12 protein-coding genes are annotated in these 12,694 nt (G+C 66.6%); 5 read left to right on the forward strand and 7 right to left on the reverse strand.

Features of this window, described 5'->3' with window-relative positions:
* Nucleotides 1-16: 16 nt before the first annotated feature.
* Nucleotides 17-1,468 carry an HNH endonuclease signature motif containing protein gene (locus SKC41_RS22750; protein ID WP_330979922.1) on the reverse strand — a complete coding sequence of 484 codons (1,452 nt, stop codon included), beginning with the start codon at nt 1,466-1,468 and terminating at the stop codon, nt 17-19.
* A gap of 71 nt (nt 1,469-1,539) precedes the next feature.
* Here SKC41_RS22750 and SKC41_RS22755 point away from each other — a divergent pair, with 71 nt between their 5' ends.
* Complete coding sequence (locus SKC41_RS22755) at nt 1,540-2,187, forward strand: alpha/beta hydrolase (RefSeq protein ID WP_330979923.1); 648 nt, start codon at nt 1,540-1,542, stop codon at nt 2,185-2,187.
* Nucleotides 2,188-2,387: 200 nt separating this feature from the next.
* Here SKC41_RS22755 and SKC41_RS22760 read toward each other — a convergent pair whose 3' ends face one another.
* Nucleotides 2,388-2,543: a hypothetical protein gene (locus SKC41_RS22760; protein ID WP_330979924.1), complete on the reverse strand. Its 156-nt coding sequence runs from the start codon at nt 2,541-2,543 to the stop codon at nt 2,388-2,390.
* Nucleotides 2,544-2,604: 61 nt separating this feature from the next.
* On the opposite strand from SKC41_RS22760, the gene cobN reads away from it, so the two are divergent.
* Nucleotides 2,605-6,180: a cobaltochelatase subunit CobN gene (gene cobN, locus SKC41_RS22765; protein ID WP_330979925.1), complete on the forward strand. Its 3,576-nt coding sequence runs from the start codon at nt 2,605-2,607 to the stop codon at nt 6,178-6,180.
* Between the two features lie 9 nt (nt 6,181-6,189).
* Here the strand turns inward: cobN and SKC41_RS22770 are convergent, their stop codons facing one another.
* The 4 genes from SKC41_RS22770 to SKC41_RS22785 are packed head-to-tail and all read right to left on the reverse strand — an operon-like array spanning nt 6,190 to nt 10,013.
* Nucleotides 6,190-6,993 carry an SDR family NAD(P)-dependent oxidoreductase gene (locus SKC41_RS22770; RefSeq protein WP_330979926.1) on the reverse strand — a complete coding sequence of 268 codons (804 nt, stop codon included), beginning with the start codon at nt 6,991-6,993 and terminating at the stop codon, nt 6,190-6,192.
* Nucleotides 6,994-7,007: 14 nt separating this feature from the next.
* The gene (locus SKC41_RS22775) at nt 7,008-7,676 is read right to left on the reverse strand and encodes a TetR/AcrR family transcriptional regulator (protein WP_330979927.1); all 669 of its coding nucleotides are present in this window, start codon (nt 7,674-7,676) and stop codon (nt 7,008-7,010) included.
* Complete coding sequence (locus tag SKC41_RS22780; protein WP_330979928.1) at nt 7,663-8,808, reverse strand: sulfotransferase family protein; 1,146 nt, start codon at nt 8,806-8,808, stop codon at nt 7,663-7,665. Before SKC41_RS22780 ends, SKC41_RS22775 begins: the two co-directional genes overlap by 14 nt.
* The gene (locus SKC41_RS22785) at nt 8,808-10,013 is read right to left on the reverse strand and encodes a hypothetical protein (RefSeq protein ID WP_330980101.1); all 1,206 of its coding nucleotides are present in this window, start codon (nt 10,011-10,013) and stop codon (nt 8,808-8,810) included. Before SKC41_RS22785 ends, SKC41_RS22780 begins: the two co-directional genes overlap by 1 nt.
* 134 nt (nt 10,014-10,147) lie before the next feature.
* Between SKC41_RS22785 and SKC41_RS22790 the strand changes: the two genes are divergently transcribed.
* Together SKC41_RS22790 and SKC41_RS22795 are read left to right on the forward strand one after the other, a co-directional pair.
* Nucleotides 10,148-10,534 carry a PPOX class F420-dependent oxidoreductase gene (locus tag SKC41_RS22790; RefSeq protein WP_330979929.1) on the forward strand — a complete coding sequence of 129 codons (387 nt, stop codon included), beginning with the start codon at nt 10,148-10,150 and terminating at the stop codon, nt 10,532-10,534.
* A gap of 8 nt (nt 10,535-10,542) precedes the next feature.
* Nucleotides 10,543-11,400 (forward strand): type 1 glutamine amidotransferase domain-containing protein, encoded by an 858-nt coding sequence (locus tag SKC41_RS22795; protein ID WP_330979930.1) that lies wholly within the window; start codon nt 10,543-10,545, stop codon nt 11,398-11,400.
* On the opposite strand, the gene SKC41_RS22800 is transcribed toward SKC41_RS22795, so the two are convergent.
* Nucleotides 11,389-12,084 carry a dienelactone hydrolase family protein gene (locus SKC41_RS22800; protein WP_330979931.1) on the reverse strand — a complete coding sequence of 232 codons (696 nt, stop codon included), beginning with the start codon at nt 12,082-12,084 and terminating at the stop codon, nt 11,389-11,391. The genes SKC41_RS22795 and SKC41_RS22800 overlap by 12 nt on opposite strands.
* A gap of 73 nt (nt 12,085-12,157) precedes the next feature.
* Between SKC41_RS22800 and SKC41_RS22805 the strand changes: the two genes are divergently transcribed.
* Nucleotides 12,158-12,676, forward strand: coding sequence for an FxsA family protein (locus tag SKC41_RS22805; protein ID WP_330979932.1), 519 nt, complete (start codon nt 12,158-12,160; stop codon nt 12,674-12,676).
* The last annotated feature ends 18 nt before the right edge of the window (nt 12,677-12,694 follow it).

A 12,694-nucleotide genomic window follows, 5' to 3' on the forward strand; every position in this document is an offset into this window, starting at 1 on the left:
CCACGGTAAGGCAGCTTCAGAACGGCGGCGCTTGATTTCGCTCGGCGATGTGTGCGGCGTTGAGCGAACGCTCGGCGTTGATGCGGCTGAGGCGATCTTGCTCTCGGGTGCGCCGCCGCGTGGGCATCATTACCCCGCGCCAGCCGGGCCGGTCGTCAGCCCTTGGCGCGCTGGGTAATTCGCCTGTTGACACGCACAGCGTGGGAAATAGCAGGCGACTACCGGGGCGGGTGGTGTAGCTGTGCCCACTGGGCGAAGTCCAGACAACGGTACCGTCCGGCCGCTGCTCGTCGCGCCAGGCTGTCCAGAAAGTCTTGAGCAGGTGATGTTTTCGGCACAGGCACTTGAGATTTGACGGATGCGTGGGGCCGAACGGATAGGGGATCGTATGGTCGACGTCGCAGAGCTCGGCGGGACGATCGCAATTGGGGAATCGACAGGTCAGGTCGCGGCATCGCACAAATGCGTCTAGCGCCGCCGAGGGCCGATAACTCGACTCGGCCGCGGCGTCGTTGCCGGGATGACGCAACGGCCGCACCCTCGCACCATCCCGGGCCAGCTCGGCCAGCCGTGGCGCGGGAACCGTTCCACCACCGGTGATCAACGCGGAAGGCCGGTTAACACCCGAGGTGGTGGGCGCGGTGTCCAGCGCCGATGCCTCGGCGACGACGTGGATGACGACACCCGTCGCGCGCTCGTCGCACTCCAGGCGCGCCGCACATTCGGCGTTGTCGCAGCCACAGCGGAGTCGCTCTGCTCCCGCGGCGAGCGCGCCCAACGCATCGGCGCGGCGCTGACCGAGGGTGCGCGGGTCGTCATCGCAGACATCGTGGGCCATTCGCAGGAGCCGCCTGTCCAAAGCCGCGGCATCGGTGGCATATAGCCGGCCCCACACCGCGGCGGTTCCCGACTCGTCATTGGCCAGGTCGACCACCAAGTCGCGGCTGCGCGCGGCCGCTCGGATCCGGCGCAAGGCACCGGGGTCATAGCGGTCGACTATCGCGTCGATGGCCTGCGCCGCCTTGTTCACCGACAGCGGCCCATAGCGGGTCGCATTCTTGGCCAGTGCCGTATCGACCAGTCGCAGCGTGTCCGGGTCTTTGATCAAATCCGTGTGCCACACGATCGCCGCGGCCAGCCGCGTGCTGATGGCGCCGTCATAGAAGAGGGCGGCTACTTCTGGTAGCCGGTCGCGCAGTGCCACGGCCAGATACATCTGACCGGACGCCATGCCGTGGCTGATACCTTGTGCGGCAGAGACTTCGGCGGCCATCGCGTCCCAGTTGTCACACGACCACATGGCGTGGTCGACGGGCCCCATAGCGTGGCGGCGCACCAGTTCGGCGATGGCCGCCAGCCGGCGCGACGAAGCGGCGGCTTCGGCTCGCGTCCACTCCGCGATCGCCGCGACCACGGCCGCATCGTCAACGCGCGCTAGCTCGGCGGTGTCCTGCAAGCCATCGAACATACTTTCGATAGTAGCGACGGCTACCGACAAGTCCGAAGATTGCGGTGGGCCGTGATGGGCACACTCGCGTAGTGCAGACGATGGAGTACGCCCCGGGGCGCTTGGCCGATGTCTTCGGTGACCCGACTCAACCGGCCATTCTCGTATGGCACGGCATGCAGGCCAATGCCCGCGCTGTCGTCCGGCCACTGGCCCGGTTGCTGGCCGGCCACGGTGCCACCGTCGTGGTGGTCGATTGGGATTCCCATTCCCGCGACGGTGGCCGCGCGGATTTGTTGGGATCAGTCGAATTCATGCGGCAGCGCAGCGACCGCTTCGTGCTCGTCGGGTGGTCGATGGGCGGCCTTGCGGCGGCAGGTCTGACCCTTACTTACCGGGAGCTCCCGCTGACCCATACCTTCTGTCTGGCAGGCGCTTTCACGGTCCCCGACCCGATCACGGGTCGCATCCCGGGCGACGAACTGACTCCCGGCCGGGACGGCCCGCCGTTCACCTTGCTGCACGGCCTGGACGACGACGTGGTTCCGGTGACCGCAAGCCGCGACTTCGCTGCCCAGCTCGAAGGAGTGGGGTGGCCGGTGCAGCTGGTGGAGTTGGCGGCCGATCACGGGTCGATCGCGGGGGCGGCGTACGACCCGGCCGCCGATCGCTACCACGCGGCCGAGTCGGCGGACGTGGCCGGCGAGGTCGCCGCACGAATCGCGGCGGCACTTACTTGAAAACGGCATGAACACGCGCGGTCTAGCGCCATTTGTGGCAATGTTTGCTGAGGGGGGAACTGGGTCGCACGGAGAGCTGTGATGTTCGGGATAGCGAATCGCTTGGCACTCATCCTCCCGACCGCATTCGCGCTCGCCATTACCGCGGCGGCGATGTCGCCGGCAGTAAGTCGAGCAGCCCAATGTGGCGAAGGGACCATCTACGACGCGCCAACCAACACGTGCGTCGTCGCCGCGCAGGCGCCGGCTCCGGCGCCGCCGGCCGCTCCGCCACCCCCGCCGCCTCCGCCGGCGTGGTCCGGTCCGCGGCCGCACGTCTGGGTCAGCATCTGCGCGCCCATACGTTTCATCAGCATCTGCACCGGGACCTGAGCGGTCGCCGTCCGCCCACCGGTCGCGTTACGGTACGAATGATGGGTGGCTGAGCCGACGATCGTCCTGCTGTCGACATCCGACACCGACCTGATCAGCGCGCGTTCCAGCGGAAAAAACTATCGATGGGCCAACCCCGCGCGGCTGTCCGATGACGAACTGCCCGACCTCTTGGCCGACGCGGACATTGTGGTGGTCCGGATCCTCGGCGGGTATCGCGCCTGGCAAAGCGGCATCGACACCGTCATCGCGAGTGGCATTCCGGCGATCCTGGTCAGTGGCGAGCAGGCCGCGGACGCGGAGTTGACCGGACTGTCCACATTGGCCGCCGGAATCGCGGTGCAGGCGCACATCTACCTGGCCCACGGTGGCGTCGAGAACCTGCGCCAGCTGCACGCCTTCCTGTCCGACACCGTGCTGATGACCGGCGTCGGCTTCACCGAGCCGGTGGTGACCCCGACCTGGGGCGAACTGGAACGGCCGCAATCGCGGACCGTCGACGGGCCGACGATCGCGGTGCTGTACTACCGCGCGCAACATCTGGCCGGCAACACCGCCTACATCGAGTCGCTGTGCACGGCGATCGAAGAGGCCGGCGGACGACCGCTGCCCGTCTACTGCGCGTCGCTGCGCACCGCCGAGCCCGAGCTGCTGCACCGGCTCGGCGAGGCCGACGCCATGGTGGTCACGGTGCTGGCCGCCGGGGGACTAAAGCCCGCGACCGTGTCGGCCGGTGGGGACGACGACAGCTGGAACGTCGAACACCTTGCCGCCCTGGATATTCCGATCTTGCAGGGGCTGTGCCTGACGAGCTCGCGGGAGCAGTGGCACGAGAACGACGACGGCCTGTCCCCGCTGGATGTGGCCACTCAGGTGGCGGTGCCCGAGTTCGACGGGCGCATCATCACCGTCCCGTTCTCGTTCAAAGAGATCGACGACGACGGGCTGATCTCTTATGCGGCCGACGCCGAACGCTGCGCGCGGGTCGCGGGCCTGGCCATCCGGCACGCGCAGCTGCGACACGTCGCCCCCGCGGACAAGCGGGTGGCCCTGGTGTTCTCGGCGTATCCCACCAAGCACGCCCGCATCGGCAACGCGGTGGGACTGGACACCCCGGCCAGCGCGGTGGCCCTGGTACGGGCGATGCGCGACCGCGGCTATCGGGTGGGCGATCTGCCCGGAATCGACGCCAACGACGGCGATGCGCTGATCCACGCGCTGATCGAACGCGGCGGGCAGGACCCCGACTGGCTCACCGAAGAGAAACTGGCCGGCAACCCGGTCAGGGTGTCCGCCGCGGACTACCGCGACTGGTTCGCCACGCTGCCCGAAGAATTCCGCGCGACCGTCGAGGCCCATTGGGGCGCGGCGCCCGGGGAGCTGTTCGTCGATCGCACCCACGATCCTGACGGTGAGATCGTCATCGCCGCAATGCAATCCGACAACCTGGTAGTGGTGGTGCAGCCGCCGCGCGGGTTCGGCGAGAATCCCGTTGCCATCTATCATGATCCGGACCTGCCACCGAGTCACCACTATCTGGCCGCCTACCACTGGCTCGACACCGGATTCGGATCGCACGCGGTGGTGCATCTGGGTAAGCACGGAAACCTGGAGTGGCTGCCGGGCAAGACGCTGGGCATGTCGGCGGCATGCGGATCCGACGCCGCGCTGGGCAACCTGCCGTTGATCTACCCCTTTCTGGTCAACGATCCAGGCGAGGGCACTCAGGCCAAGCGCCGGGCGCACGCGGTGCTCGTCGACCACCTGATCCCGCCGATGGCCCGTGCCGAAAGCTACGGCGACATCGCGCGTTTGGAGCAACTGCTCGACGAGCACGCCAACGTCGCCGCGCTGGATCCCGGCAAGCTGCCCGCCATCCGCCAGCAGATCTGGACGCTGATCCGGGCCGCCAAGATGGACCATGATCTGGGCCTGACCGAACGGCCCGAAGAAGACTCGTTCGACGACATGCTGCTGCACGTCGACGGCTGGCTATGTGAGATCAAGGATGTCCAGATCCGCGACGGGCTGCACATCCTCGGGCAAAAGCCTACGGGGGAAGCAGAACTCAACCTGGTGCTCGCCATTCTCCGGGCCCGCCAGCTGTTCGGTGGCGAGCATGCGATCCCCGGTTTGCGACAAGCGCTCGGTCTCGCCGAAGACGGCACCGACGAGCGGAACACGGTCGATCAAACCGAGGCGGTCGCCCGCGAATTGGTGGCATCGCTGCAAGCCAGTGGCTGGGACCCCGACGCCGCCGACACGATCACCGACAACGCCGACGTGGCCACGGTGCTGCGATTCGCGGCCACCGAAGTAGTGCCCCGGCTGGCCGGTACGGCAGCCGAGCTCGACCAGGTACTGCGGGCCCTGGACGGCCGGTTCATACCGGCCGGGCCGTCCGGGTCACCGCTGCGCGGCCTGGTCAATGTGCTGCCCACCGGCCGCAACTTCTACTCCGTGGACCCCAAGGCGGTGCCGTCGCGGCTGGCCTGGGAAGCCGGTGTCGCGCTTGCCGATTCATTGCTGGAACGGTATCGCGATGACCATGGAGAGTGGCCGCAATCGGTCGGGCTGTCGGTGTGGGGCACCTCGGCGATGCGCACCGCCGGCGACGACATCGCCGAAGTCCTTGCGCTGCTAGGTGTTCGGCCTGTGTGGGACGACGCATCGCGCCGCGTGATCGGATTGAATCCGATTCCGCTTGCCGAGCTGGGCCGCCCGCGGATCGACGTCACCGTCCGCATCTCGGGATTCTTCCGCGACGCGTTCCCCCATGTCGTCACGATGCTTGACGACGCGGTGCGCTTGGTCGCCGAACTGGACGAGCCCGCCGACGCAAACTTTGTCCGCGCGCACGCGCAGGCTGACCTGGCCCAGCACGGCGACCAACGCCGCGCCACCACAAGGATTTTCGGTTCTAAACCGGGCACCTATGGCGCTGGGCTGCTGCAGCTGATCGACAGCCGGAACTGGCGCGACGACGCCGACCTCGCCCAGGTGTACACCGCCTGGGGCGGCTTCGCCTACGGACGCGACCTCGACGGCCGCGAGGCGGTCGACGACATGAATCGTCAGTACCGGCGAATTGCGGTGGCCGCCAAGAACACCGACACCCGCGAGCACGACATCGCCGACTCGGACGACTACTTCCAATACCACGGCGGCATGGTCGCCACGGTGCGAGCGCTGACCGGCAGGGCGCCGGTCGCCTACATCGGCGACAACACCCGACCCGACGCGATCCGCACCCGCACGCTGTCCGAGGAGACCACGCGGGTATTTCGGGCCCGGGTGGTCAATCCCCGCTGGATGACCGCGATGCGCCGGCACGGCTACAAGGGCGCATTCGAGATGGCGGCCACCGTCGACTACCTCTTCGGCTACGACGCCACCGCCGGGGTGATGGCGGACTGGATGTATGAACAACTGACCGAGCGCTACGTGCTGGATCCGGAGAACCGCAAATTCATGACGGAATCCAACCCGTGGGCCCTGCACGGCATGGCCGAACGACTGCTGGAGGCCGCCGGGCGCGGCATGTGGGCCGAGCCGACGCAGGAAACCCTCGACGGGCTGCGCCAGGCGCTGCTGGAAACCGAGGGTGACCTGGAGGGCTGACGCGGCCCGCTAGATGAAGTCGGATCCGCCGTCCACGTTCACCGTCGCCCCGGTGACGTAGCCGTTGCGCCGGGATGCCAAGTAGGCGGTGATGGATGCGACCTCTTCGGGAAGCCCGGCCCGACCAAGGTCGCAGGGCTGATGAAAGTTGTTGTCAATCCAGGTCATGACGTCGTGCGGGTCGGTGGCGTCAAGGCCGTCGGCCGCCAGGATGTCCTTCAGGTTTTCGGTGAAGCTGGCGGTCACGATGGTTCCCGGACACACGCAGTTGACCAAGATGCCATCCGCGGCAAGGCTTTTGGACAGATTCTTGGTAACGCTGGCCAACGCTGCCTTCGACGCGGTGTAGGCGACGATGCGTGGGTTCTGCCGTTGGATAGAGTGCGCGGACAGCGTCACGATGCGGGCCCAGTCCGCCGCGCGCAGCAGCGGCAACGACGCGCGAATCGACCGCACGCCCGACATCGTGCCCAGCGCGAACGCGGCGTCCCAGTCGGTGTCGTCCATCTGCTCGAAGTACCCGTCACCCGGTCCGATGGTGTGGACCAGGCTGTTGAGTCGACCCCAGCGCTCGGAGACGGCGGCGAAACCGTCGGCGATGGAATTAGCTGCGCCCATGTCCACGCTGATGCCGACGGCGTCGGGAGCGCCGGCTCTGCGAAGGGATTCCACGGCGGCATCGAGCGCTTCCCGGCTTCGTGCCATCACGGCCACGCTGGCGCCTTCGGCCGCAAGGGTTTCCGCGATGGCCAATCCCATCCCTTTGCTCCCACCGGTCACCACCGCCGTCGATCCGGCAAAACCCAGGTCCATCGATACTCCCTCAGTCAGTCGTTTGAACAGGTCTGATTGATCGCACCGAGGGCTACGCCCAACGCACGTAAGCAGAACCGGAGCGCGTCGTCGCGGACTTCGGTGCGGTCGCAATCGCCGGTTCGCCACTGCCGGTTGATGCTCGCCCACACCACGCCCTGGATGAACTCCGCGTCGTTTACCGGGTCGATGTGGTCGAACACGCCGGCCTGCAGCCCCCGCCGCAGCGCATCGCTGAGCGGCTTGAGCATTTCGGCGTATGCGGGCTGAATCAGGCTGGGGGAGATCGACGTTTGCGATTGAGCTTCCAGCGACAGCCGCCGCAAATCGGATTTGATCTTGTCGTCGAACGCCAGGTCGAGCCGCCCGTCGATCCAGGCCGCGACCGCTTCGATCTCGGTGCCGGCGGCCGACATTCGCCGTTGCAGCCGTCGCCGCTCCGCACGCGCGGTCTCCAGGAACACCGCGGCGACCAGTTCGTCCTTCGAGTCGAAATGCCGGTAGAAGGCGCGGGTACTCAACTTGGCGCGGTCCAGCACCGCGGCAATGCTCAAGCCGGGGACCCCCTGCTCGCGCAGGGTCGTCGACGCGGCCGCCAGAATCTCGCGGCGCACGGCCGGATCTGGCTCCAGCTTGTCGCGGCGCCGGGTCCGAGGAGCGGTCGTGTGGTCAGGCGGTGGCATCGTAGGTGGCGAGGTAGTCCGCGAAGCATTCGCGAACCCCCTCCGATGTCAGGCCGTACTCGGCGAGGTCGTAGTCATGTGCGCCGCGAGAGCCGGGTTTGTGCTCTTCGGCCCATCGCCTGACCGCGTTCGACGCGGCGTCGGTGAAGCTCAACCCCAGGCGTTCGTAGCCGGCTTGCAGCGTGCGCACCGGATCGGTTTGCAAATCGGCGAAGGAGACGTCGGCGAAGCGATCGTTCCCCGTTCGGGAACGGAAATCCATTGCGCGCCGGACGGCTTCGACCCAGCTGTCGAGTTGCTCGGCGCCCAGCTCGTGCGGATCGTTGCGGTCGCTGCTCCAGCTGCGGACGTACTGGATCAGGCTGCATACCGAACCCAGCACCTTGGCCGGATCGCGGTGACTCCAGAGGAATTTGGCGTTCGGGTACGCCTCGACGAGCGCGTCGAGCGCGAACATGTGCACCGGGGTCTTGAGGTGCCACAGGGTCGGCGGGCAGTGCCATTGCAGCAGCCGCAGTACCCGTCGGTGAAAGGTATACGTCTCGCGCATGTCGCAGTCCATCAGCCACGCCAGATATCCGGGGGCGCGCACCGCGCCGTCGAAGTGGAAGGTACGAAAGCTCATTCCCATCAAGTCCTGGCATTCGGTCGCGGCCGTCGCTTCGGAGTTGTGCATCGTCTTCATCAGCGGGAACATGTCGTCGAGCATCTTCAGACCCGCCTCGGCCTGCGCGATTCGCGGATCGGTGTGCTGTGTCGCGGCCTCCGGCGGCGGGGTGGGCGCCTGAGATTCCCACGTCCGCAGCGACCGGAATTGCGGATCGGCGGCGATCAGCTGGCTCAATGCCGTGGTGCCCGTGCGGGGTAGGCCGATCACGAACACCGGGCCGTCGACCACCTGGTCGTCGATCTCGGGATGTTGTCGGTAGGTGTCCTCGACCCTGAGGCGCTGAATCAACGCGTTGCTGAGGGTCGCGTGCTGGATGACCTGACCGATGTCATTGAGGTCGGCCTCGGTGTTCAGCGCGTCGACGATGCGATCGAGTCCCTCGCGATAGTACGGAGATCCGAAATCTTCGAGACCGGTTGCCGCACGTGCACCGTTCTCCAAATCGTCGGCGTCAAACGTCATCAGGCGAACCTTTCTCGCACGGCGGTGCGGCGCGCCGCAATGATGCGTGCCCGCTGCTCGGGTGACACCGTCGCGGTGTCCGGGGGCAAAGCCGCGTGCAGGTCGTCGAACGGCACGACTCGCGTCGACGGCGTCGGCGCCGTTTTGGTTCGCACGCAACGCAAGATGATCGGCCCATTGCTGAAGCCCGCGGTGTCAAGCCAATTCGCGACGCCCGGATCTTCCGAGCACAGCACCACGCGCACCAGACCGTCGGAATCCAGCGCAGCCTGAAAGGCATTCAGGCTGGACTGATGACGACCGTAATGAATCGTCTCCCACCACGGGTTGCCGATGGAAAAACTCCAGTAAATCCCTTCGGGCGGTTCGGATTCCACGATCAGCGCCTCGCCCGGGCCCAGCTCCCAACGGCCGATCACCGGCCGGTTTTCCGCGGCCGCGCCCATATCGGAGCGGTCGATCGGCGGCAGGAATCCGTTCGTCGGAGCCGCGGCGCCGAATTGGAGAAAGAACGCGAGGTTGTCCTGCACGAAATCGCCGAGGGCGACCAGCTGTCGTGCCATCGCCACGGCCGGATCGACCGCGCGGCCGGCGGCGGCAACCGGGTCGCCGATCCGTTCGATGCGCAGCGACGACGCGACTTCGGTGTCCCAGTCGTAGAAGAAGTGCCGCACCGTCAATGTCGGATTATCGCCGTCGAGCCGCATCGAATTGCCCGCCGGCTGCTCCGAAGCGGACAGCACCACCTCGAAGTTCCCGTCGGCATCGACCTCGAGTTCGTCGACCAGTTCGTTAGCGGTTGCGACGATGCCGTTCATCGTCTGCAGGCCGACGTAGCGTGCGGTGCCCCGATTGCCGAACAACCGGTAACTTTCACCCCCGTGCAGCACGGCGCTGGTGTAAATGCAGTCCGGACACTCCATTCCCCAGGTCACGAGATCGTCGGTGCTGGTGCGCTGCACACACAGGACGGGATCGGGGTCGAACCGCAGCACCTCGTGAATGCCGGCGGTGAGCAGCACCAGCAGGTGGCGCATTCCCGCGGCGAGGTCGACCCGATTTCGGCTGGCCGGGTCCGATTGCACGATCTGCGCCGCGTCGCGCAGTCGGTCCTGCAGATACGACCACGCCTGGGACAGGTCGACATCGTCGGCCTCGGCGCCCCCCAGCGCTGCCTCGGTGATCGAGAACGGCAGCCATGCCATCGGCGTGTTCGAATCGCTCACGCGTGTCCTCGCTCCGGTCGTAGCCCCAGTTTCTTAAACGAAAACGATGTTTTCACTTAACACCATGACAGCTGACTGCTGAGAATGTCAACGTTCACAGGTAGGTTGAGACCGTGACGCCCACTTTTGCCGACCTCGCCAAGGCGCAATACATCCTGCTGACCACCTTCACCAAGGACGGCCGAGCCAAGCCAACCCCGATCTGGACCGCTCCGGACGGCGACCGCCTGCTGGTGATCACGCAGGCAAACTCCTGGAAGGTCAAGCGGATTCGTAATACACCCCGCGTGACGATGGCGACCTGCACCATGCGTGGTCGCCCGACGAGCGAGGCGGTCGAGGGCACCGCGGCCCTGCTCGACAAGTCGGATACCGGCACCGTTTACGACGCGATCGGCAAGCGTTACGGCGTCGTTGGCGCGGTCTTCAATTTCTTCAGCAAGCTGCGCGGCGGCATGGAAAACAACATCGGCCTCGAACTCCGAGTGGCCCAAGGCTAGAGCTCCCCATGAGCACGGTGCTCATCCCGATCCCGGACCGTGACTTCGACCCGACCGAGGTCGCCGTCAGTTGGCGGGTCTTGACCGACAACGGTCACCGAGTGATCTTCGCGACCGAAAGCGGTGCGCCCGGCGTGGCCGACGACATCATGGTGACCGGTCGAGGTCTGGACATCTGGTCCGCGCTGCCGGTACTGGGCTCTCTGTCACTCGTCGGGCTGGCGCTGCGCGCCGACAAGAACGGTCGCGACGCCTACGCCGCCATGGTGGGTTCATCGGAGTATCAGCAGCCCGTCAGCTGGAGTGCCGCCACGCTGGAAGGCGTCGACGCGGTGCTGCTGCCCGGCGGTCATCGCGCCCGTGGGATGCGTAGCTACATCGACAGCGGCATCCTGCAGCGCCTCGTCGTCGAGGCATTTGCCCGCGACATGATCGTGGCCGCGATTTGTCACGGTGTGCTGCTGGCCGCGCGCAGTGTCGACCCCAACACGGGTCGCTCGGTGCTCTACGGACGCAAGACCACGGCGCTCACCTGGGCGATGGAGCGGCTGGCCTGGCGGCTGACCCGGATCACCCGATTCTGGGATTCCGATTACTACCGGACCTACACCGAAGCGCCCGGCCAGGCGAAGGGCTATATGTCCGTGCAGTCGGAAGTCACACGCGCGCTTGAAGATCCGACGGATTTCTGCGACGTCGCACGCGGTACGCCGCACTGGCGGCTGAAGTCGTCCGGGTTGGCGCGGGACACGGCGACCGACTCGCGGCCCGCATTCGTCGTCGACGACGGCAACTACATTTCGGCGCGTTGGCCCGGGGACACCCACACCTTCGCGCGCGTCGTGTCGGACAAATTACGTCTTTAGGTGCTCGCCGAAGAAGGAGAAGACGCGGCTCCAGGCGTCTTCGGTCGCGGCGTCGTCGTAGCCGAAGCCCGCGATGCGCAGCAGTGGTTGGGCGGGAAGGGCGTTCGCGAAGCTGTGCCCGGCGTCGGGGTAGACCTTGACGTCACTGGTGATCTGCTTGGCCGCGATCACTTCGCGCAACTTCTCAGGTGCACCCTTGCCCAGCGGGTCGCGCCCGCCGAAGCTCGCCACGATCGGGCACGCCCCCTCCAACGTGTCGTTCAGGTGCCGCGGCAGGGGAGCGCCGTAGAACGGAGCGGAAGCGCCAAAACCCTTGGGCGACATGACGAGTGCAAACTGTCCGCCCATGCAGAAGCCGGCGATCCCAACCTGCCCGGTGCAATCCGGCCGCTTGAGCAGGTGATCGCGGGCCGCGAGGATGTCGTCGAGAGCGCGACCACGTTGTGTCATCAGCTCACGCATCACCCGGGTGATGCAACGGATGCGGCCGCCCCGCGCGTACATGTTCGGAGTAAGCGCGAGATAACCCGCCCGTGCGATGCGGTCGTTGGTCTGCTGCTTGTCCCGGCCGTAGCCGAAGGCGTCATGGATCACCACCACACCCGGCCAGGGGCCATCACCGGCCGGAATGTTCAGTAGCGCATCGATCGGTCCGTCCGGGGTATCGATCTCAATCGTGGTCATATCGTCATCTAACTGCAGCCGCGACACCGATCACCAGGGGAACTCTGCCGCGACCCGCAGACGTTGCCATTCCATGGTGAGCCGGTTGTTACTCGTCTACGCCGTCGTTGAACTGGCGGCGATCTTCGCGCTGGTCTGGACGGTGGGGTGGGGCTGGACCCTGCTGGGCCTGCTGGTCACGTTCGTTATCGGCTGGGGCCTGCTGGCCCCGATCGCGGGGTCGCAGCTGATTCGCGACATCGGGCGGATGCGCTCCGGTCTCAAGGAACCGCGCAGCACCCTGGGCGACGGCGCGCTGGTGACGACGGCGACGGCGCTGGTCCTGGTTCCGGGCTTCGTCACCACGATGGCGGGAATGCTGTTGCTGCTCCCGCCGGTGCGTGCGGCTGCCGGGCCCGGATTGACCAGGATCGCGCTGCGAAGCCTTAAGCGACACGCACCGCTGGTCATGACCGAGTTCACATCCGGTCGCGGGGACTACATCGACGGCGAGGTCATCGACGTCTACGAATTCGAGCCGCCCGCGTTGCCGAAGGACCGGCCCGTCGACGAGCACTGGGGCGGCCCCCGCTACGCGGCCGGCCCGAACTGACGGGCTCTTGCTGCACGT

Source organism: Mycobacterium sp. 050128, from assembly GCF_036409155.1.
In the GTDB taxonomy this organism is placed as follows: domain Bacteria; phylum Actinomycetota; class Actinomycetes; order Mycobacteriales; family Mycobacteriaceae; genus Mycobacterium.

Excerpts from the sequence above, each read along its gene's own strand:
- SKC41_RS22750 (WP_330979922.1), bottom strand. The coding sequence starts at position 1,468 with ATGTTCGATGGCTTGCAGGACACCGCCGAGCTAGCGCGCGTTGACGAT.
- SKC41_RS22800 (WP_330979931.1), bottom strand. The coding sequence starts at position 12,084 with ATGACCACGATTGAGATCGATACCCCGGACGGACCGATCGATGCGCTA.
- SKC41_RS22785 (WP_330980101.1), bottom strand. The coding sequence starts at position 10,013 with ATGGCATGGCTGCCGTTCTCGATCACCGAGGCAGCGCTGGGGGGCGCC.
- SKC41_RS22775 (WP_330979927.1), bottom strand. The coding sequence starts at position 7,676 with ATGCCACCGCCTGACCACACGACCGCTCCTCGGACCCGGCGCCGCGAC.
- SKC41_RS22770 (WP_330979926.1), bottom strand. The coding sequence starts at position 6,993 with ATGGACCTGGGTTTTGCCGGATCGACGGCGGTGGTGACCGGTGGGAGC.
- SKC41_RS22795 (WP_330979930.1), top strand. The coding sequence starts at position 10,543 with ATGAGCACGGTGCTCATCCCGATCCCGGACCGTGACTTCGACCCGACC.
- SKC41_RS22760 (WP_330979924.1), bottom strand. The coding sequence starts at position 2,543 with ATGCTGATGAAACGTATGGGCGCGCAGATGCTGACCCAGACGTGCGGC.
- SKC41_RS22780 (WP_330979928.1), bottom strand. The coding sequence starts at position 8,808 with ATGACGTTTGACGCCGACGATTTGGAGAACGGTGCACGTGCGGCAACC.
- SKC41_RS22805 (WP_330979932.1), top strand. The coding sequence starts at position 12,158 with ATGGTGAGCCGGTTGTTACTCGTCTACGCCGTCGTTGAACTGGCGGCG.